The sequence below is a fragment of the Aeromicrobium endophyticum genome (assembly GCF_003586285.1).
In the GTDB taxonomy this organism is placed as follows: Bacteria; Actinomycetota; Actinomycetes; order Propionibacteriales; family Nocardioidaceae; genus Aeromicrobium; species Aeromicrobium endophyticum.
Genome location: NZ_QUBR01000002.1, coordinates 1,024,282 through 1,043,441 on the forward strand (window position 1 = coordinate 1,024,282; position 19,160 = coordinate 1,043,441).

Annotated in this window: 19 protein-coding genes and 1 tRNA gene; 6 read left to right on the top strand and 14 right to left on the bottom strand. The window is 69.6% G+C overall.

Features of this window, described 5'->3' with window-relative positions; all coding sequences use genetic code 11:
* The 8 genes from DX116_RS15520 to DX116_RS15555 all read right to left on the bottom strand — a co-directional run bounded on the left by DX116_RS15520 (position 1) and on the right by DX116_RS15555 (position 8,722).
* Positions 1-1,068, bottom strand: a complete 1,068-nt coding sequence (locus tag DX116_RS15520) for a histidine phosphatase family protein (RefSeq protein WP_119705124.1) — start codon at positions 1,066-1,068, stop codon at positions 1-3.
* Positions 1,065-1,805 carry a zinc ribbon domain-containing protein gene (locus DX116_RS15525; protein ID WP_233556823.1) on the bottom strand — a complete coding sequence of 247 codons (741 nt, stop codon included), beginning with the start codon at positions 1,803-1,805 and terminating at the stop codon, positions 1,065-1,067. The genes DX116_RS15520 and DX116_RS15525 overlap by 4 nt, the downstream gene beginning before the upstream one ends.
* Positions 1,806-1,807: 2 nt before the next feature.
* On the bottom strand, positions 1,808-2,620 hold the full coding sequence (locus tag DX116_RS15530) for a Nif3-like dinuclear metal center hexameric protein (protein ID WP_119705125.1): 813 nt from the start codon (positions 2,618-2,620) through the stop codon (positions 1,808-1,810).
* Positions 2,617-3,627, bottom strand: a complete 1,011-nt coding sequence (locus DX116_RS15535) for an aldo/keto reductase family protein (protein ID WP_119705126.1) — start codon at positions 3,625-3,627, stop codon at positions 2,617-2,619. Before DX116_RS15535 ends, DX116_RS15530 begins: the two co-directional genes overlap by 4 nt.
* A 33-nt stretch (positions 3,628-3,660) precedes the next feature.
* Complete coding sequence (locus tag DX116_RS15540) at positions 3,661-5,772, bottom strand: RecQ family ATP-dependent DNA helicase (RefSeq protein WP_119705127.1); 2,112 nt, start codon at positions 5,770-5,772, stop codon at positions 3,661-3,663.
* 46 nt (positions 5,773-5,818) lie between these two features.
* Positions 5,819-6,595 (bottom strand): putative protein N(5)-glutamine methyltransferase, encoded by a 777-nt coding sequence (locus DX116_RS15545; RefSeq protein WP_119705128.1) that lies wholly within the window; start codon positions 6,593-6,595, stop codon positions 5,819-5,821.
* Positions 6,596-6,602: 7 nt separating this feature from the next.
* On the bottom strand, positions 6,603-7,919 hold the full coding sequence (locus DX116_RS15550; RefSeq protein WP_119705129.1) for a carboxypeptidase regulatory-like domain-containing protein: 1,317 nt from the start codon (positions 7,917-7,919) through the stop codon (positions 6,603-6,605).
* A gap of 68 nt (positions 7,920-7,987) precedes the next feature.
* On the bottom strand, positions 7,988-8,722 hold the full coding sequence (locus DX116_RS15555; protein ID WP_158592015.1) for a TetR/AcrR family transcriptional regulator: 735 nt from the start codon (positions 8,720-8,722) through the stop codon (positions 7,988-7,990).
* Between the two features lie 70 nt (positions 8,723-8,792).
* Between DX116_RS15555 and DX116_RS15560 the strand changes: the two genes are divergently transcribed.
* Together DX116_RS15560 and DX116_RS15565 are read left to right on the top strand one after the other, a co-directional pair.
* Entirely contained in the window at positions 8,793-10,199 is a 1,407-nt protein-coding gene (locus DX116_RS15560) for an MFS transporter (RefSeq protein ID WP_199716097.1), read from the top strand.
* A 40-nt stretch (positions 10,200-10,239) separates the two neighbouring features.
* Positions 10,240-10,665 carry a DoxX family protein gene (locus DX116_RS15565; RefSeq protein ID WP_119705132.1) on the top strand — a complete coding sequence of 142 codons (426 nt, stop codon included), beginning with the start codon at positions 10,240-10,242 and terminating at the stop codon, positions 10,663-10,665.
* Between the two features lie 83 nt (positions 10,666-10,748).
* Here DX116_RS15565 and DX116_RS15570 read toward each other — a convergent pair.
* The 3 genes from DX116_RS15570 to DX116_RS15580 all read right to left on the bottom strand — a co-directional run bounded on the left by DX116_RS15570 (position 10,749) and on the right by DX116_RS15580 (position 11,961).
* A tRNA-Val gene (locus tag DX116_RS15570) sits at positions 10,749-10,822 on the bottom strand.
* Between the two features lie 155 nt (positions 10,823-10,977).
* Positions 10,978-11,436: a peroxiredoxin gene (locus DX116_RS15575; RefSeq protein WP_119705133.1), complete on the bottom strand. Its 459-nt coding sequence runs from the start codon at positions 11,434-11,436 to the stop codon at positions 10,978-10,980.
* A gap of 138 nt (positions 11,437-11,574) precedes the next feature.
* The gene (locus tag DX116_RS15580) at positions 11,575-11,961 is read right to left on the bottom strand and encodes a DUF3052 domain-containing protein (protein WP_119705134.1); all 387 of its coding nucleotides are present in this window, start codon (positions 11,959-11,961) and stop codon (positions 11,575-11,577) included.
* Positions 11,962-12,087: 126 nt separating this feature from the next.
* Between DX116_RS15580 and aceE the strand changes: the two genes are divergently transcribed.
* Entirely contained in the window at positions 12,088-14,844 is a 2,757-nt protein-coding gene (gene aceE, locus DX116_RS15585) for a pyruvate dehydrogenase (acetyl-transferring), homodimeric type (RefSeq protein ID WP_119705676.1), read from the top strand.
* A 48-nt stretch (positions 14,845-14,892) separates the two neighbouring features.
* Positions 14,893-15,948, top strand: a complete 1,056-nt coding sequence (locus DX116_RS15590; protein ID WP_158592016.1) for a phosphatase PAP2 family protein — start codon at positions 14,893-14,895, stop codon at positions 15,946-15,948.
* Here DX116_RS15590 and DX116_RS15595 read toward each other — a convergent pair.
* The gene (locus DX116_RS15595; RefSeq protein WP_119705136.1) at positions 15,941-16,906 is read right to left on the bottom strand and encodes an alpha/beta fold hydrolase; all 966 of its coding nucleotides are present in this window, start codon (positions 16,904-16,906) and stop codon (positions 15,941-15,943) included. The two genes, DX116_RS15590 and DX116_RS15595, sit on opposite strands and share 8 nt — an antisense overlap.
* Positions 16,907-16,955: 49 nt before the next feature.
* Between DX116_RS15595 and DX116_RS15600 the strand changes: the two genes are divergently transcribed.
* Complete coding sequence (locus DX116_RS15600; protein WP_119705137.1) at positions 16,956-17,759, top strand: acyl carrier protein; 804 nt, start codon at positions 16,956-16,958, stop codon at positions 17,757-17,759.
* Between the two features lie 6 nt (positions 17,760-17,765).
* Here the strand turns inward: DX116_RS15600 and DX116_RS15605 are convergent, their stop codons facing one another.
* Positions 17,766-18,281, bottom strand: coding sequence for a DUF3145 domain-containing protein (locus DX116_RS15605; protein WP_456047851.1), 516 nt, complete (start codon positions 18,279-18,281; stop codon positions 17,766-17,768).
* Between the two features lie 69 nt (positions 18,282-18,350).
* Here DX116_RS15605 and DX116_RS15610 point away from each other — a divergent pair, with 69 nt between their 5' ends.
* Positions 18,351-18,689: a GNAT family N-acetyltransferase gene (locus DX116_RS15610; RefSeq protein ID WP_267897697.1), complete on the top strand. Its 339-nt coding sequence runs from the start codon at positions 18,351-18,353 to the stop codon at positions 18,687-18,689.
* A 12-nt stretch (positions 18,690-18,701) separates the two neighbouring features.
* Here the strand turns inward: DX116_RS15610 and DX116_RS15615 are convergent, their stop codons facing one another.
* Positions 18,702-19,130, bottom strand: coding sequence for a phosphatase domain-containing protein (locus DX116_RS15615; protein WP_119705139.1), 429 nt, complete (start codon positions 19,128-19,130; stop codon positions 18,702-18,704).
* Positions 19,131-19,160 lie beyond the last annotated feature (30 nt).

Below are 19,160 nucleotides of genomic sequence, written 5' to 3' on the forward strand. Positions count from 1 at the left end.
CTACGGGACGATGTTGAAGCTGCGCAGGGACGCGGGCCCGTCGGGCCACCATGCGGCCGTCGTGATCGACGCGGGTGACAGCTCCATCTTGTAGATCACGCTCATGGGCGCATCGAGGGCGAGTCGCACCAGCATCTTGATCGGCGTGACGTGGCTGACCACCAGAACCGTCCGTCCGGCGTAGGCCGTCAGCAGCCGGTCGCGAGCCTCTGCGACGCGCTCGAAGACGGCGTCCATCGACTCGCCGCCGGGCGGAGCGATCGAGCTGTCGGCCAGCCAGGCTGTGAGCTCGTCGCCCCACCGCTCCTGGATCTCGGCGAAGGTGTGGCCGTCCCAGTCGCCGAACGCGGTCTCGATAAGCCCTTCGTCGATCTCGACCGGCAGACCCAGGGCCTCTGCTGCGGCCGCGGCGGTCTCGCGCGTGCGAAGCATGGGCGAGGCGACGATCGCGTCGATCGACGTCCGCTCGGCCAGCCAGGCGGCCGCACGGCGTGCCTGGTCGCGGCCGGTCTCGGTCAGCTCGTAATCGTTGTCTCCCCCGCTGCCGCTGAACGCCTTGCGCTCGGTGGCCGCCGTGACACCGTGCCGCAGCATCACGAGCGTCGTCGCCGCGCCCGAGGCACCGCCCCACCCGGTCGCCGGGGCCTTGGCAGGCGCCGGTGCCGCGCGACCGTCGAGCGCCGCGTTGACGAGCGCGTCGGCGGCTCCGTTCTCGGCCCGCGGCACCCACGTCCACGTGGTGCCTGCCGGCGCCAGGCTGCGCGCCTTCTGCGCCAGCGGCACCATGCTGGGGTGCTTGACCTTCCAGCGTCCCGCCATCTGCTCGATGACGAGCTTGGAGTCCATCCGCACCTCGAGCTCGGCGTCGGGGGTGTGCTCGGCGTAGAGCTCGAGGCCCGCGATGAGACCGCCGTACTCGGCGACGTTGTTGGTCGCGACGCCGATCGTCTCGCCGCGTTCAGCGATGACGCGACCGGTGTCGGCGTCGCGGACCAGCGCGCCGTAGGCAGCCGGTCCGGGATTGCCGCGCGAGCCGCCGTCGGCCTCGACGATGACCCGCGAGGTCACAGACCGGACTCAGGGGTGCGGATCAGGATGCGGCTGCACTCGGGGCACCGCAGCACCTCGTCGTCCGGCTGCGCAGCGAGCTCGCGCAGGTCGGCGCCGTTGATCTCGAGCCGGCAGCCCTCGCAGCGACGGGCGCGCAGGGCCGCCGCGCCGGTGCCGTACTGCGACCGCAGCTTGTCGTAGAGGCCGATCAGATCGGCCGGCACGCCGCCGACGACGGTGCCGCGCTCGGCTTGGGCCTCGGCGGCCTGCTGGTCGAGGACGGCGATCGCGGCGTCACGGGCGGCGATCTTCTGCTCGAGCTCGGCGGTGACGTCGGCCAGGTCGCCCTGGACGTTGGTCAGCCGGGCCTGCGCCTCCTCGAGCGACTCCATGATCTCGAGCTCGTCGTCCTCGAGGGTGCCGATGCGGCGCTCGAGGGCGACCAGCTCGTGCTGCAGGCTGGCGAGGTCCTTCGGGTTGCTGACGGCGCCGGAGCTCAGACGCTCCTCGTCGCGCGTGCGACGAGCCTTGACCTGCTCGACCTCGGCGTCGGCCTTCTTCTGGGCGCGCGTCAGGTCGGACACCGCGGTGTCGTGCTCGATGCGCTGGCCGTCGAGCTCCTTGGCCCGGGCCTCGAGCTCGACGATCTCGGCCAGCTCGGGAAGGGTGTTCTTGCGGTGCTGCAGCTGGGCGAGGATCGAGTCCTGGGCCTGCAGCTCGAGCAGCGCGGCTTGGGCGGTGGGGTCGGCTTTCACAGTCACACCGTACCGGGCAGGTATGCGGTCCAGGGATCGGTCACGACCGTCGACACCCTCGTCTCGAGACCGGGCAGCGCCTCGCGCAGGGCCGCCGCCGCGACGGGCAGCCACGTCCACTCCGCCGACCAGTGCGGGACGTCGATGACGGCGCACGGATCAGGCTGCTCGAGGTGCTCGCTGACCGGGTGGTGGCGCAGGTCGGACGTCACGTAGACGTCGGCGCCCTGGGCCTGGGCCTCGGGCAGCAGGAAGTCGCCCGATCCCCCGCACAGCGCGACCGTCTGGACCGTCCGGCTCGGGTCGCCGGCGATGCGCACGGCGCTGTGGTGCGACGGCAGGTTGGTGGCGACCTGCTGGGCGAACTCCTCGAGGGTGACCGGGGAGGCCAGCGTGCCGATGCGTCCGCTGCCCCGCTCGGGCGAGTCGTCGGGCTCGAGCGGGCGGACGTCCTGCACCCCCAGGGCGAGCGCCATGGACTCCGAGACGCCCCGCGGCGGGCTGTCGGCATTGGTGTGGCACGTGTGCAGGCCGATGCCGTGGCTGATCAGCCGGTGGACGACCCGGCCCTTGGGCGAGTCGGCCGCGACCGAGGTGACGCCCTTCAGCCACAGCGGGTGGTGGACGACCACGAGGTCGGCCCCCCACTCGACGGCCTCGTCGACGACCGCGGCCACCGGGTCGACGGCCAGCAGCACCTTGGCGACCGGCGCGTCGGGATCGCCCACGACCGTTCCGACGGCGTCCCAGTCATCGGCCCAGCTCGGGTCGTACAGGCGGTCGAGGACCGAGACGACGTCGCTCAGGACGGTCATGTCGGACGGGTGCCAGGCGTCTGCTTGGCTGTCAGCGACGCATCGCGCACCACCACGTCGCCGAGGGCGTCGTCGATCGCTGCCATCACGTCGTCGTCGAGCGTGACGCCCGAGGCCTTGACGTTGTCGGTGACCTGCTCGGGGCGCGAGGCACCGATGATCGCGGCCGAGATGTTGGGGCGGTTGAGCACCCACGCAACCGCGAGCTGGGCCATCGACAGACCGGCGTCGGCCGCGACCGGCTCGAGCCGTGCGACGGCCTCGAGCACGTCGTCGCGCAGCCAGCGGCTGATGTTCTGGGAGCCGCCCGACTCGTCGGTCGCGCGCGATCCCTCGGGGACCGCCTGGCCGGGCTTGTACTTGCCGGTGAGCACGCCCTGGGCGATCGGCGACCAGACGATCTGGCCGAGCCCCAGCTCTTCGCTGGCGGGCACGACCTCGTCCTCGATGACGCGCCACAGCATCGAGTACTGCGGCTGACTGGAGATGAGAGAGAAGCCCAGCTCGCGGGCCAGCGCCTGACCCTCGCGGATCTGGTCGGCGGTCCACTCCGAGACGCCGATGTAGAGGGCCTTGCCCGAGCGGACGACGTCGGCGAACGCCTGCATCGTCTCTTCGAGCGGCGTCTCGATGTCGAACCGGTGGGCCTGATAGAGATCGACGTAGTCGGTCTGCAGACGCGTGAGCGATGCGTTGATCGACTCCATGATGTGCTTGCGCGACAGGCCGGAGTCGTTGGGTCCGCCGGGGCCAGTGGTCCAGTAGACCTTGGTGAAGATCTCGAGCGACTCACGACGCTCGCCGGCCAGGGCGCGTCCGAGCACCGACTCGGCCTTGGTGTTGGCGTACACGTCGGCGGTGTCGAAGGTCGTGATGCCGACGTCGAGGGCCTGACGGACGCATGCCGTGGCGGCGTCCTCCTCGACCTGCGAGCCGTGGGTCAGCCAGTTGCCGTAGGCGATCTCCGAGATCTTGAGACCGCTGTTGCCGAGATATCTGTGCTCCATGTCGTCCAACGTACCCACGGACGCGGTCGAGCGTCAGCCGACCTGTGCGAGCACGAGCGGCAGCACCGAGCCGGCACCGCTGCGGCGCAGCTCGCGTGCGGCGGTGGTGAGCGTCCACCGGCTGTCGACGCGGTCGTCGATCAGCAGGACCGGCTTGCCTCCGAGCGACTGCAGGCCATCGGCCAGGGCCGGACCGACGGCGAGCTGCCCCCACACGTCGGCCAGGCGGTAGGCGCTGTTGCCGCCGGGCCCGCTGCGCGCTCCCTCGCCGACCAGGTCGAGCGAGCCGAGATCGGTCAGCCGGCCGATGCGGGCGATGCCGCGGGCCATCGAGTCGACCAGCTGCGGCCGGGACCGAGACGGGATGCTGACGACCGCGGCCGGACGCTCGGCCCACCCCCAGTCCTTGAGCACGCGCACGCAGGCGCCCAGCAGCTCGTCGGAGATCGGCGCATCGGGTGCCCCGGCGGCGAACAGCTCGCGCAGGACGCCGCCCCAGCCGAGGTCGGTGAGGCGAGCGACGGCGCGACCGGCCTCGGCGCGGTCGTCGACGGCGATCTTGCCCTTGGCCTCGACACCGAGCCGCTCGGCACCCGTGGGCCACTGAGCGCGCGGCTCGATCTCGACGCCGACCTTGTCGAGGGTGCCGGACGCCGTCTGGGTGGCGGCCGAGTCGACCCCGGTGGGGAACCACGGGCCGGCACAGTTGTCGCACCGGCCGCAGGGCGCCGCCGTGGCGTCGTCGAGGTCACGCTGCAGCATCTCCATGCGGCACGTCGAGTCGTGCTGGTAGGTCAGCATCGAGCGCTGCTCGGCCTCGCGCGCCGCGGCGATGCGCTCGTATCGCTCGCGGTCGTACGTCCACGGCTGCCCGGTCGCGACCCATCCGCCCTGCACGCGACGCACCGCTCCGTCGACGTCGAGCACCTTGAGCAGCAGCTCGAGCGGTGTGCGGCGCAGGTTGACCCGCGCCTCGAGGGCGGGCGTCGACAGCGGCACGTCGTTCAGCTCGCCGATGACCGCCGCCGCCCGCTCCTGGCTCGGCATCGACGACGTGGCGAAGTACGTCCAGATGTCCTTGTCCTCGCGGCCGGGCAGCAGCAGGACGTCGGCGTTGTCGGTGGCACGGCCGGCGCGTCCGACCTGCTGGTAGTAGGCCACCGGCGACGACGGCGCGCCGAGGTGGATGACGAAGCCCAGGTCGGGCTTGTCGAAGCCCATGCCGAGCGCGCTGGTGGCGACGAGCGCCTTGAGCTCGTTGCCCTTGAGCTGACCCTCGAGCTGCTCACGCTCCTCGGGGTCGGTACGGCCGGTGTAGGCGCGCACCGCGTGGCCGCCCTCGCGCAGCAGGCGTGCGGTGTCCTCGGCGGCGGAGACCGTGAGGGCGTAGATGATGCCGCTGCCAGGCAGCTCGGCCAGGTGGCTGAGCAGCCAGCCCAGGCGATCGCGTGCCCCCGGCAGCTCGAGCACGCCGAGGCGCAGCGACGTGCGCGCCAGCGACCCGCGGATGGTCAGCACGTCACCCTCCGCGCCCAGCTGCTCGGCGACGTCGGTGACCACACGGGCGTTGGCCGTGGCCGTGGTGGCCAGCACCGGCAGGTCGGACGGCAGCTGACCGATGAGCTCGGCCAGACGGCGGTAGTCAGGACGGAAGTCGTGGCCCCAGTCGGAGATGCAGTGCGCCTCGTCGACGACCAGCATGCCCATGCGCTCGATCAGGGCGGGCAGCTGCTCGTCGCGGAAGCGCGGGTTGTTGAGGCGCTCGGGCGAGACCAGCAGGATGTCGATCTCGTCGGCGGCCAGCTTGGCGCGGGTCTCGTCCCACTCGTGCGGGTTGGCCGAGTTGATCGCGACCGCCCGCACCCCCGCGCGGGCCGCGGCGGCGACCTGATCGCGCATGAGTGCCAGCAGCGGCGAGACGAGCAGCGTCGGCCCGGCGCCGCGCTGGCGCAGCAGCAGGGTCGAGATGAAGTAGACGGCCGACTTGCCCCAGCCGGTGCGCTGCACGACCAAGGCCCGGCGATGACCGTCGACCAATGCCTCGATCGCCTCGAGCTGGCCGTCGTGGAAGACGGCGTCGTCGCGGGCGGTCAGCCGTCGCAGCGCGGTCGTGGCATCGGACGCGGTGCTGGTCGAGGAAGGCATACGAGCATCGTGTCAGGAGCCGGCGACATCGAGCCGTGCGAGGCCGTCAGCCTGTGGACGTGGCGCGCACCGCCGTGCCGTCGACGTCCTCCGAGCGCACGATCTCGGTGGTCAGACCGGCGCGCTCGAGGGCAGCGACGGTCAGACCCGACTGACGCGGGCTCGTCTCGACGATCAGGTGACCGCCCGGTGCCAGCCAGTGCGGGGCGTCGGCGGCGACGCGGCGGTGGAGGTCGACGCCGTCCACTCCCCCGTCGAGCGCCGTGAGCGGCTCGTGGTCGCGCGCCTCGGGTGGCATCAGGGCGATCGCGTCGGTGGGCACGTACGGCGCGTTGACGACGAGCAGGTCGACACGACCTCGCAGGTCGTCCGGCAGCGCCTCGAAGAGGTCGCCGATGAAGACCCGCCCGCCGACCGGCTCGACGTTGCGCCGGGCGCACCGCACGGCGGCGGGGTCGACGTCGCTCGCGTACAGCTCGATCTCCGGCTGAAGGTTGTGCAGGGCGACGCCGACCGCGCCCGTCCCGCAGCACAGGTCGACGACGACCGATCCCGGTGCCACGAGCCGCTCGCCGTGCTCGACCAGCACGGCGGACCTGGTCCGGGGCACGAAGACGCCCGGCTCGACCGCTACGCGCAGGCCGCAGAACTCGGCCCAGCCGACGACGACCTCGAGCGGCTCGCCCGCCAGGCGCCGCAGCACCATCGACTCGAGCTCGTCGGCCGACGTCGCCGAGGACGAGAGCACACGTGCCTCGTCCTCGGCGAAGACGCAGCCGGCTGCGCGCAGTCGTCGCGTCAGCTCGGCCGCGTCCGTCGTCACGGGACCACTACTTGACGGTCACGCGCAGCGCCTTGGTGGCGCCGGCTGTGCTGCTGGTGCCGGAGTAGGTGGCGGTCAGCGGCTGACTTCCGGACGGCAGGCCGCTCAGGGTCACGACGGCGCGGCCCTTGACGACGTCGACACTCTTGGAGCGTCCCTCGAACGAGAGCGTCAGTGTGCCGCCGGGCGCCTTGCTCGACGCCGCACGGGTGATGCGCACCGCCACCTTCGCCGTGCCGGTGCCGCCCTTGGTCGCGGTCTTGACGGAGACCCTGGACTTCAGCTTGGTGTCGAGACCGCTGATCGGCGTGCCCGGGACGACCGTGACTCGCTGACGCGTCTTGCGGTCGGTGCCGCCGCCGAAGAACTGCGACGCCCAGACGTCGTTGTGGTCGTCGAAGCGGATCGAGTAGGCGCCGGCCGGAAAGCTGTCCTTGAGCGTGTAGCGACCGCTCGATCGGGTCGTGACCACGCGGTTGAACTGACCGGTGTAGATGCGGACGCCGATGCCCTTGAGCGGCCGACCCGACGAGTCGGTGACCTTGCCCTTGAGGGTGGTGACGGCAGGCGCCGACTTGGTCATCGTGACGGCGGGCAGGGCGCGGTCGCCCGGCGCGAGGGTCACGCGCTGCTTGGCGTAGGCCGCGCCGTCCGTGCCGGTCACGCAGTCGCCCAGTGCGCTGGCGACGAAGTCGATGCACTGCTTCGCGTAGAGGCCGTCGGAGACGATGACCTCGTCGTAGTTCCCACCCGGGATGCCCCGCAGCGCGTACGTGCCGTCGGCGTTCACCGGGGCGCTCCACTCCGGGTAGAGCTTCTCGTACGACTCGCCCTGGTCGTTGTACTGGCCGGGGTTGACGCTGACGGTCAGCCCGGTCGCCGGACGTCCGTCCGACCGCTTCACGGTGCCGACGAGAGCCGACGCGGCCTTCAGGTTGACGTTCTGCGTCAGCGTCTTGCCCTTCTTGGCGACGATCGTGCGGTACGTCTTGACGCCCTTGGACGTGCGGTCGGTGACGAGGACGACGTATCTGTTGGTGGTGCTGGACGTCGCCGTCAGCCCGGAGAACGAGTAACGACCCCTGCTGTCGGTGTTGTCGGTCTTCAGCCGCTGGCCGACCTCGTACTCGTCGTTGCTCCGGTCGAGCACGAGCGGGTACAGCTGCACCTTGGCGAAGTCGACCGGCTGACCGCCGAGCGTGACGGTGCCCTTGAGGTTCGCGGTGCTCGACGCGGCGGAGGCCGGCGACATCAGGCCCGCGAGCACGAGCGCTCCAGCAGCCGTGAGCGCCGCGCCCGCGCGGACGATGGTGGGTGTCTTCATGGGGTCCCCTTTGGTGACAGGCACCCACTCGGGTGCCCGATGAAGTTACGCCTGGGGCTGGTGTGACATCAACGACCGACGGAACATGTTCCGTCCGTGTCATGCGTGTCGTCGGTGAGAGGTGCCGCGGCCACGTGAGTGCGCAGGAGCCCGTTGATGAGGACGTCGACCGCCCACGCATTGCGTTCGGCCGGCGATCCGCCGGTAAAGACGGACGGTCCTGCTTCGACCAACAGGGGGTGACGCTCCGGGTCTGCAGACCCGAGCGTCGCCTCGAGCTCGGCGAGATCCTGGGCGTTGACGGACGCGTGTGCGGCCTGTTCGGCCGCAGATGCCGTCGCTACCTGCAGGAGCAGGTCGACCGCCCGGCCCGCCGTCGGGGTGTCGAGCCCCAGGTCGTGCAGGGCACGTAGCAGGAGCTCGAGCAGGTCCAGGTAGTGCGGTCCCTGCGGCCAGGTGATCAGCGCGGCCTGAGCGAGAGCGGGGCGGCTGGCGAGGAGCTGCGCATAGTCCTCGAGCGTGCGGTGGACACGCTGACGTGCGCTCTCGTCGGGGTCGTCCCAGCGCAGGTCGAGGCCCGCGAGGTGCCGGTCGATGAGGAGTGCGTTGAGCTCGGTGATGTTCCGCACGTAGACGTAGAGCGATGCAGGGCCCGTGTCGAGATGGTGGGCCAGGCGGCGCATCGTGAGCTTCTCGGCCCCTTCCTGGTCGATCACCGCCATCGCGGCATCGATGATCGCCGCACGTGACAGCGGCGGCTTCGCCGGACGATCTCGACGGCTGACAGGTTCGGGTCGGTTCACCTGGAACACGCTACTCTTGATCGTGACGAACATGTTCGTCACGATCACATTCGTCACCGAGAGGATCCACATGTCAACGACGCACACTCCCCCGCTGACAGCCAGGGCGGTCTGGTTGACGCTGATCGTCGTGCTCCTCGCCGATGCGATGGACCTCATCGACTCCACGATCACCAACATCGCCTCTCCCTCGATCGCCGCCGATCTCGGTGCAGGGGACGGCGTCATCAAGTGGCTCGGCGCGGCCTATGCCCTGGCGTTGGGTTCGCTCCTCGTGCTGGGAGGACGCCTCGGAGACCGGTGGGGGCAGAAGCGCACCTTCCTCATCGGCATGGCCGGGTTCGTGCTGGCTTCAGCGGTGGCCGGCCTGGCTCCATCGTCAGCGGTGCTCATCGGCTCACGAGCCGCTCAAGGCATCTTCGGCGCGCTGCTGATCCCCCAGGGCATGGCGATCATGGCCGCCACCTTCCCCAAGCCGATGCTGCAGAAGGCCTTCGCGGTGTTCGCACCCATGCTCGGAGTGTTCGCCGTGGCCGGTCCCATCCTCGGAGGCGTGCTTATCGACGCGAACCTCTTCGGGCTCGAGTGGCGCCCGATCTTCCTCATCAACGTCCTGCTCGGCGGCGTGGCGCTCGTGATGGCGATTGCCTTCCTGCCCACCGTTCCTCCGCACCCGGCAGCGCGCATCGACGCGCTGAGCAGCGGGCTGCTCGTCGTCGCGTTGTTCGGTGTGCTCTTCGGTCTCATCGACGGGTCCGGCAGCGGATGGTCTGCCATCTCCGTCGCGGCGATCGTCGTCGGCGCATCGGTCTTCGCGGGATTCGTGCGGCGGCAGACCCGGACCGCCGACCCGCTGCTGCCCCGCACGCTGCTCGCCAACCGAGGCTTCACCGCCGGCCTCGCCGTCGGCCTGCTGGTCTTCGCAGGTTTCAGCGGCCTCATGTACGTGCTCTCGCTGTTCCTCCAGCTCACCCTCGAGTACACACCCACCCAGACCGCGCTGAACCTGATCCCCCTGACCGTCGGCATCATGGCCGGCTCCGGGATCGCCGCCGCGCTCATCGTCAAGCTCGCACGCCGCCTGGTGGCCGCCGGCCTGCTCGCGATCATGGCGGGCATCGTCGTCATGATCCTGCTCCTGCACACCACGGGGCTCGATCTGACGTGGTGGCAGCTGGCCATCGCGACGCTGCTGATGGGTATCGGTGCGGGCATCTGCTTCAGCTCGATCTTCAACACCGCCCTCGGAGACGTGAGTCCCGAAGAAGCAGGATCTGCGAGCGGATCGCTCAGCGCCGTCCAGCAGGTCGCCAACGGGGTCGGTTCAGCTCTGGTCACCAGCGTCTTCCTCACGCTGTTGCCGAGCGGCGATCTCACCGCGGTCACCGCGACGTTGGCCGGACTCCTCGCGCTCATCGGCCTGTGCCTACTGGCCGTACCGCTCCTCCCGAAGACGGCAGTGGCAGACGTCGACTGACTCACCCTCCCCACCGCATCACGCGCTCGAAAGGACACCCATGAACCGCACCGCACCGTACCGACGATCACTCAGCACATTCGCGTGGACCCTGCAGGGACTCCTCACCGTCGTCTTCGCGGGCGGCGGCCTGTACAAGCTGGTCACGCCCTATGCCGAAGCCGTCGAACAGTTCGGCGACATCCCGCACGGCCTCCTGATCACCGCGAGCATCTTCGAGATGGTCGGCGGTCTGGGAGTCCTCCTGCCGAGCCTGACACGCGTCCTCCCGGCCGTGACGGTCCTGGCAGCCCTGGGCTGCGCGCTCCTCCAGGGTGCTGCCGTCGTATTCCACGTCCTCGAGGGAGACTCCGGCGAGCTCGCGCTCAACGTGGCTCTCATCGCCGTGGCGCTCGGCGTGGCCTGGATCCGTTGGCGCGTGGTCCCCATCCGGCCTCGCACCGTCACGGCTCTCGACGGCTCCTGATCCCACGGAGCTGAGCGAGACGATCAGCGATGACCTGCGTCGCTGCCGGTGAGGCGGTCTTGTTCGCACGTGCGAGCCAGCGGTGGGCGAAGAGGGACTCGAACCCCCGACCTTCCGGGTGTAAACCGGATGCTCTAACCAACTGAGCTATTCGCCCTCAGGATCAGCGGCACACTACCGCAGGCTGCCCCGAGGACGTGAGACGGCGGCTGCCAAGGTCTCGGGTCCCTGGCAGCCGCCGCATCCATATCAAAGCGCATCTGCAGGGGCAGCCGCAGCGAATTCGCACAATTCGGACGAAGGTCCCAGTCGTCAGCTCAGATCGGCCAGCGCGGCCCGGTAGTCGGCCAGGTCACGAGCCTCTCCGATGCCGTTGACGACCTGCCAGCGCAGCACTCCTTCGCCGTCGATCACGAACGCGCCGCGGTTCGGTGCGCCGGCGTCCTCGTTGAAGGTGCCGTAGGCGCGCGAGACCTCGCCGTGCGGCCAGAAGTCGCTCAGGATCGAGAACGTGTAGCCGTCGCGGTCGGCGAAGGCGCGGTTGGAGAAGAAGTGGTCGCACGAGATGGCGAGCACCTCGGCGTCGTCGGTCGCGAAGGCGTCGAGGTTGTCGCGGATCTCGCACAGCTCGCCGGTGCAGATACCGCTGAACGCGAACGGGAAGAAGACGAGGACGACGTTCTTGCCACGCAGCGACGAGAGCGTGATGTCCTCGCCGTGCTGGTTCTTGAGGGTGAAGTCGGGTGCGGCGTCGCCGATCGAGAGAGTCATGCTCGCAGCCTAATCCGACGAAGCCGGACGCGTGGTGACCACAGGTCGAGCGAGCGCAGCGAGCGTAGACAAGCGCCCAGGCGAAGCCTGGCAGCCGTGAGGAACGAACGGCTGGAGCGGCGAGGGACGAGCCGCGCGCTAGCGTTTGTGAGCGGTGAGGCGAGTGGCAGCCCAGTCGGCCGTGGCGGACGACGTCGTGGTGACCGACAGGCCGGCCACCTCGGCGGCCTCGACCACGTCGGCGCCGGGGACGTAGTTGTCGCGGCCCACCTTCGGGGTCATGAGCCACACGGAGCCGCCCTCGACGAGGTCTTGCTGCGCGTCGACCAGCGCATCGGTGAGGTCACCATCGCCGTCACGCCACCAGAGGATGACTCCCTCAACATCTTCGCCGAAGTCGCCGTCCACCAGGTTGTTGCCGGTGTGACGCTCGATCTCGACCCGAAGCTCTTCGTCGACGTCCTCATCCCAGCCAAGCTCCTGGATGACGGTGTCAGGACCGAAGCCCAGCTTGCCCGCGTCCACCGGTATATCTCCTCGCGTTCGTCGGAAACCTACTGAAAAGTAGGTTCATCGGCATGGTTGCCGGTCTCACAGTAGCGAACCCGGGGTGGAATGATGGACACGTCCACAAGACAATTGGGAGTGAACATGCCGCAATCCGGCCAGGAACGTCCGCCCGTCATCCACGAGGGTCTCCCGACCCAACTGCCTGACATCGACCCCGACGAGACGGCGGAGTGGCTCGCCTCGCTCGACGACATGGTCGACAGCCGCGGACGCAGCCGTGCTCGCTACGTCATGCTCAAGCTCCTCGAGCGGGCCCGCGAGCAGAACGTCGGCGTGCCGGCGCTGCGCAGCACCGACTTCATCAACACCATCCCGCCCGAGCGCGAGCCGTGGTTCCCGGGCAACGAGGCCATCGAGCGTCGCATCCGCTCGTACATCCGCTGGAACGCCGCCGTGATGGTGTCGCGCGCGAACCGTCCCGGCCTCGGCGTCGGCGGTCACATCGCGTCGTACCAGTCGGCGGCCAGCCTCTACGAGGTCGGCTTCAACCACTTCTTCCGCGGCAAGGACCACCCGGGCGGCGGCGACCACATCTACTTCCAGGGCCACGCCGCGCCCGGCATCTACGCCCGCTCGTTCCTCGAGGGCGGCTTCGACGAGCAGCAGATGGACCGCTTCCGCCAGGAGCACTCCCACGGCGCCGGCAACGGCCTGTCGTCGTACCCCCACCCCCGCCTCATGCAGGACTACTGGGAGTTCCCCACGGTCTCGATGGGCCTCGGCGGCATCAACTCGATCTACCAGGCGCGCTTCAACCGCTACCTGCACAACCGCGGCATCAAGGACACCAGCCAGCAGCACGTCTGGACGTTCCTGGGCGACGGCGAGATGGGCGAGGTCGAGTCGCTCGGCGCGATCGGCGTCGCGGCTCGCGAAGAGCTCGACAACCTCACCTGGGTCATCAACTGCAACCTGCAGCAGCTCGACGGACCCGTGCGCGGCAACGGCAAGATCATCCAGGAGCTCGAGTCCACCTTCCGCGGTGCGGGCTGGAACGTCATCAAGGTCGTCTGGGGACGCGAGTGGGACGACCTTCTCGCCCGCGACACCGACGGCACGCTCGTCAACCAGATGAACCGCACGCCCGACGGCGAGTTCCAGACCCTCTCGGTCGAGACCGGCGCGTACAACCGCGAGAAGTTCTTCGGCCCCGACCCGCGGCTTCAGAAGATGGTCGAGCACCTGAGCGACGAGGACATCGAGCGTCTCCCCCGCGGCGGTCACGACTACCGCAAGGTCTACGCCGCGTTCGAGGCCGCCCAGAAGCACACGGGCCAGCCGACCGTCATCCTGGCGCACACCGTCAAGGGCTGGCTGCTCGAGTCGTTCGCCGGTCGCAACGCGACGCACCAGATGAAGAAGCTCACCAAGGACGACCTCAAGGGCTTCCGCGACCGCCTGAACATCCCGGTCACCGACGAGCAGATCGACGGCAGCGACATCGCGCCGTTCTACCACCCGGGCCCGGACAGCGAAGAGATCAAGTACATGAAGGCGCGCCGCGAGGCGCTCGGCGGCTCGCTGCCCAAGCGCGTCGTCGACCCGACGCCGGTCAAGCTGCCCGACCCGAAGGTCTACGAAGAGCTCAAGAAGGGCTCCGGCAAGCAGCAGATCGCGACAACCATGGCCTTCGTCCGCCTGCTGCGCGACCTCATGAAGGATCCCGAGATCGGACGCCGCATCGTCCCGATCGCGCCCGACGAGTACCGCACCTTCGGCATGGACTCGATGTTCCCGTCCGCCAAGATCTACAACCCGGCCGGCCAGACGTACGAGTCGGTCGACCGCAAGCTGCTGCTGGCCTACAAGGAGTCGGCCCAGGGCCAGCTGCTGCACGAGGGCATCAGCGAGGCCGGCGCCATGGCGTCGGCGATCGCGGCGGGCAGCTCGTACTCGACGCACGGCGAGCCGATGATCCCGGTCTACATGTTCTACTCGATGTTCGGCTTCCAGCGGACCGCCGACTCGATCTGGGCCATGGCCGACCAGCTCGCCCGCGGGTTCCTGATCGGCGCGACGGCCGGTCGCACGACGCTGACGGGCGAGGGCCTGCAGCACGCCGACGGCCACTCGCCGCTCATCGCGCAGACCAACCCGGCGGTCGTGCACTACGACCCCGCGTTCAGCTTCGAGATCAGCCACATCGTCAAGCAGGGCATCGAGCGGATGTACGGCACCACCGACACGCACCCGCACGGCGAGGACATCATCTACTACCTGACGGTCTACAACGAGGCCTTCAACCAGCCGGCCGAGCCCGAGGACGTCGACGTCGAGGGCCTGCTCAAGGGCGCCTACATCTACAAGAAGGCGTCCGGCGACGGTGTCCCGGCACGCATCATGGCGTCCGGCGTGGCCGTGCCGTGGGCTCTCCAGGCCCAGCAGATCCTGGCCGACGACTACGGCGTCGCTGCCGACGTCTGGTCGGTGACGTCGTGGAACGAGCTGGCTCGCGACGCCATCGCGGCCGAGAAGTGGAACCTCAACAACCCCGGCGAGTACAGCAAGATGCCGTACATCACGTCGAGGCTCATGGACAGCAGCGCCGTCACGGTCGCCGTCAGCGACTACATGCGCGCCGTGCCCGACCAGATCGCCCGCTGGGTGCCCGGTCCCTGGCAGTCGCTGGGTGCCGACGGCTTCGGCTTCGCCGACACGCGCGCGGCGGCCCGTCGCGTGTTCCAGATCGACGCCGAGTCGATCGTCGTCTCGGTGCTGCAGACGCTCGCCCAGCGCGGCTCGGTGCCGCCCGAGACGGCACGCGAGGCCTTCTCGCGGTTCCGCATCGACGATCCCACTGCGGTCGCAGGTGTCGAGCAAGTAGGCGGCGACGCTTGACAGACACCTCATCGCAGAGGTTGGGCATGGGCGCCTAGGATGGCGTCCATGCCCCGCTGGTTCCGCGCGTTCCTCTCCTGGCCGTACGCCTTCGCGTTCTGCCTGTCGATGGGCGTCGGCGCCACCGCGATCTACTTCTCGCAAGACCTCAACGTCGGCCTGAAAGACCCCGAGGGCTTTCTCGGCCCGGCCTACATCCGTCTGCCGATGCTCGGCCTGCTGCTGTTCGCGGCAGGTCTCGCACCTCAGGCGATCCACCGCTACGGGGTCAAGCACATGCTCTCGGGCATGCGCACGATCGTTCGTGACGAGTGGACGCTCAAACGGGTCGGCTACGCCGCGACCGGCATGGTCTCGTTCTACATCTGCTACGTCAGCTACCGGAACCTCAAGAGCTATCTACCGCTGATCGGCGGCGACACCGTCCACGACCGAGCGCTGCTCGAGCTCGACCACTTCTTGTTCTTCGGCAACAACCCCGCCGAGGTGCTCCACTCGCTGCTCGGCACCACGATCGCCGCCCAGGTGCTGGCCGTGCTGTACGTGCTCTACCTGCCCGTCGTCCCCATCACGGTCGCCGCGGTGCTCGTCCTGCACCGCGACGTCACCGTCGGTGCCTGGTACGCGACGGCCGTGAGCCTGAACTGGGTGCTCGGCGTCGTCAGCTACTACAGCCTGCCGACCCTCGGCCCCGCGTTCTACGAGCCCCAACGGTTCGCCGACCTGCCCGAGAACGGTGCGACGCAGCTGCAGATGTCACTGCTGCGTGGTGCGTTCGGCTTCAAGGAGGACCCGCAGGGCGACAAGATCTTCGGCATCGCAGGCTTCGCGTCCCTGCACGTCTCGGTCGTCTTCACGCTCGCGCTCTTCCTGCACTACGCAGGCATCGCCCGCGCCATCCGCTACACCGCGTGGGTCTACCTGGCCTTCACGGTCACGGCGACCCTGTACCTCGGCTGGCACTACGTCGCCGACGACATCGGCGGCGTGCTCATCGGCTGGATCGCCGTGGCGGTCGGCGCCTGGGCCACCGGCAACACCAGACGCCAGAAGCGTCGACGTCTCGAGGCTGCCGAGCAGGAGCAGGCAGAGCCCGTCAGCTGATCGCCGGCTCGGCGGCGGCCACGGGGACCGCCGCCGCCGGATCGACGCTCTCGAGCTGGTACTGGTCGCCGCGGCGCAGCAGGGCCCTCCACCGTCCGCGGTGGTAGGTCGCCGGAGGGTTCGACTCGACGAACTCGACCACGATGCGGGCGAACTCCTCCGGGTGGTCGCGGTGCGGGAAGTGCCCTGAGTCCTCGAGCACGTGGACGTCCGAGACCTGGGTGGGCGCCGAGTCGGCGTGCGAGGCGGGGATGACCATGTCGTCGCGGCCCCAGATGACCAGCACCGGCATCAGACGGGCCAGGTAGCTGCGATCGGTCATGGTGACGTACTGGCCGCGCCAGTTGAGCACGTGGCTGGTGACGCGCTGCACCGCGGTGCGCTGGGCGGGATCGGCCAGCGCCTCGTAGATGCGGGCAACCTCGCCGAGGTCGCGCGTGGCGCTGATGGGCAGCTTCGACATCGAGGTGAGCGCACCGCTGACCAGGGGCCGCCACGGGCGGAGTGTCGCGGCGGCGATCGCGAGCCCGCTGCCCGGGACGGTCAGGAACCGGATGAGGGGCGTGACCTCCTTGCCGAGCCCGCCCGTGGACACCAGCACGACCCGCTCGGTGCGGTCGGGGAACTGGTAGGCGAACTGCATCGCCACGCCACCGCCGAAGCTGTGACCGACCACCGTGACCTTGTCGATGCCCAGCACCGTCAGCAGGTCGCGCATGCCGTTGGCGTAGCCGCCGAGCGAGTAGTCGGCATCCGGCTTGTCGGACTCGCCGTGGCCCAGCAGATCGGGAGCGATGACGGTGTAGTGCTCGGCGAGCCGCGGCATGACGTCGACCCACGTGGACGAGTCGCAGGCGAGCCCGTGCAGCATCAGCAGCGCCGGCCCGGACCCCGCGATGCGAAAGGCCCTGCGATAGCCGTGCACCACGACGTACTGGACGTCCTCGATGCTCTCCATCGCGCCAGTCTAGGGCCGGATCACGCTGCCGCGTCGCTAGACTGCAAGGGTGCCTTCTCCATCCTCGGTCCATGAGCAACTGACCGACATCCTCGTGCGGGTGGTCAGCTGCCCCGCCGACGCCGTCGTGCCCACCGCGATCCTGGCCGAGCTGGGCACCGACTCCCTCACGATCGTCGAGGTCGGCGAAGAGCTCGGACGCCGGTTCGGCGTGCGTCTGTCCGATGCGGCGATCGACTCGATGACGACCGTCCAGGACGCGATCGACGCCGTCATCGCCCAGTCCGCCGCCGATCGTCCGGCGCCGGCTCCTGCTCCGTCGGCCAAGCCCGCGCCGATCGTGACTGCAGCACCCGAGGTGCGCAAGCGCCGCCTCGGCAGCTTTGCGGCGACCTTCATCTTCTTCGGCCTCATCATCGGAGGCGTGCTCGGTCTCGGCGGGGCGGCACTGGTCAGCGCCTCGGGCATCGCCGACGTCGACCTGCCACCGATCGGCGCGAGCCCCACGCCCACACCGACCCCCGAGGCCGTCGAGGAGACGACACCGGCGCCGGCCAGCCCCACCGAGGACCCCAAGCCCACCATCACGACGTCCAGCGAGCGGGTCTCACCCGGCGAGCGCTTCCTGCTGAGCGGCGCGTTCCCGGGCAGCACCGACGGCCAGGACCTGCAGGTCGAGGTCAAGGACGGCGGATCGGGATCGTGGGACGTGTTCCCGATCCAGACCAAGGTGCGCGACGGCGGCATCTTCCGCACCGAGCTCTACACCTCGCGCACCGGCGTGCGCGAGTTCCGCGTGGTCAACAAGGCCTCGGGCCAGAAGACCCCGTCGATCAAGGTCGAGATCGGCTGACGCCGCTCAGATCACCTGGTGAAGCCAGCGCACCGGAGCGCCCTCGCCTGCGTGGCGGAACGGCTCGAGCTCGGCGTCCCACTCCAGGCCCAGCAGGCCGTCGAGGGCGGTCTCGAGGTCGACCTCGCCGAGCGAGGCCTTGACGCGGAAGGCCTTGATCCGGTCCTCGGGGATCAGCACGTCGCCGTGCAGGCCGGTCAGCGCGTGGAAGATGCCGAGCTTCGGGGTGTACGAGTAGCGCGCGCCCTCGCTGGACGCCGTCGGCTCCTCGGTGACCTCGAAGCGCAGCTGCTCCCAGCCACGCAGGGCCGAGGCGAGCTTGGCGGACGTGCCGGCGGGCGCCTGCCACGACAGCTCGGCGCGGTAGGTGCCGGGCTCGGCGGGCTGCGCCACCCAGGCCAGATCGGGAGTGCCGCCGAGCACGCCTGCCACGGCCCACTCGACGTGCGGGCACAGCGCAGAGACCGAGGAGTGGATGAAGAGCACTCCCCGGGTGGGGGTCGTCGGCAAAGACATGTTCATGGTGCCTCCCTAGTTCGCCTTCCCCAGCGTCTTGAGAGCACCTGAGGACATTGTGACGTACGTTGGCGGGTGCGGACAACCTCAACCCCCAAGGAGCGTCGGATGACGACCACCGTGCAGGACAACGCAGCCGAGTCGCGCTTCGAGATCCTGGTCGACCAACGGCTCGCCGGCTACGTCGACTACCGCAAGGACGGCGACGAGTACGCCCTCCCCCACACCCGCGTGCTGCCGGAGTTCGGCGGGCGCGGCATCGGCACGCAGCTCATCGTCGGGACGCTCGACGAGATCGCCGCGCGTGGCGGCACGGTGCTGCCGTACTGCCCGTTCGTGCCCAAGGTCATCCGCGACCACCCTGAGTACCTCGAGCTCGTCCCCGAGGCCCAGCGCGGCACCTTCGACCTCTGACGTCGGCGTGCGTCAGCCGACGACGTGCACCGTGATGCCGTTCTCGCGCCACAGGTCGACCACCGCGGGTGCGTCGTCCCAGGCCTCGACGACCGTGTAGCCGTCGTCGGCGATCTGCTGCAGGATCTCCTGCTTGACCACGACGTCCTTGCGGTAGTCGCCGACGATGCGCATGTGCAGGGCGTCGTGCGGGACGTCGTGGGCCGCCAGCCAGTCGAGCGAGACGTCGCGCCAGACGAACTCCCGCGAGGTGACCACGAGCACCGCCCGGCCGAGCGCGGCCTGCCGCTGCGCGGCGGCCACGACGTCGACGTGCGCCGGGCAGTCGGCGGACGCCGCGTGGAACGCCGCGAAGTCCTTGTCGTCGCCTTCGATGAGGTGGACGATCTCGGACGTGTCGCACAGCGTGCCGTCGAGGTCGAAGATCACTGCTTCGCGCATGGCTGGCCCCTGGGATCGGTAGCGACACGG